General features: G+C 64.4%; 1 pseudogene. It reads right to left on the bottom strand.

Going from position 1 to position 841, the window contains the following annotated elements:
* A pseudogene (locus tag LZ005_RS21525) lies at positions 1–841 on the bottom strand (heme utilization protein); the annotation flags it as partial.

Genomic DNA, 841 nt, shown 5'->3' with positions numbered 1-841 from the left:
GGCCTGGCTGGCGTTCATCGCGGCGATGGCGGCCGTCTTCACAGCGGCCAAGTCCACCGTCTCCATGTTCGACAGGGCCAGGGTGTTCAGGTTGGCGAACTGCAGGGTGCTCAGGGCGTTGGCCTGCAGGGTGTTCAGGGCGACCACCTGGTCGCTGTTCAGCGCGGCAGCCTGGGTCGACTTCAGACCGCTGATGGCCAGGGTCGACAGTTGCGAGAAGTCCACCGTTTCCATCGCCGACAGGCTCAGGGTGTTGATCACACCGATCTGTTGCGAATTCAGGCCGACGATCTGGGTCGAGGTCAGGTTGACGATCTGATCCGAGCTCATCGTGTTGACCACAGCCGTGGTCAGGGCGCCGACTTGCAGCGAGGTCAGTGCCTGCAGCTGGTCGGAGGTGATCACGGCGCCGGAACCGGTCGTCACTTCAGCAGCGGTCAGCGAGGCGATCACGGCGGTGCTCAGACCGACGATGTCGTCGGTGGCCACGTTCGCCATCGCGTTCGTGTTGAGCGCCTGGAACTGGGTCGAGGTCAGACCGCTGAGCTGGACCGAGGTCATGGCCTGGACTTGCTCGCTATTGAGCTTGTTCATGGCCAGCGTGGTCAGGTTGTTCACCTGCAGCGTGGTCAGGTTGCCCATCTGGTCGGTGTTCAGACCGGCCACTTGCGAGCTGTTCAGGGCGCGAATCACACCCGTGGTCAGGGCGCGCATCGCGACCGTGTTCATGCCGCTCAGGGCCGTCGAGTTGATCAGCGCAGCCTGGGTGGCGCTCAGGGCAGCGCCCTGGGCCGAGGTCATGGCCGACAGCTGGTCGCTGTTCAGCGCGCCAACCTGGCTG

The organism is Massilia sp. TS11 (assembly GCF_022012445.1).
In the GTDB taxonomy this organism is placed as follows: domain Bacteria; phylum Pseudomonadota; class Gammaproteobacteria; order Burkholderiales; family Burkholderiaceae_D; genus Telluria.
This window is presented reverse-complemented; position numbering and strand designations above follow the sequence as displayed.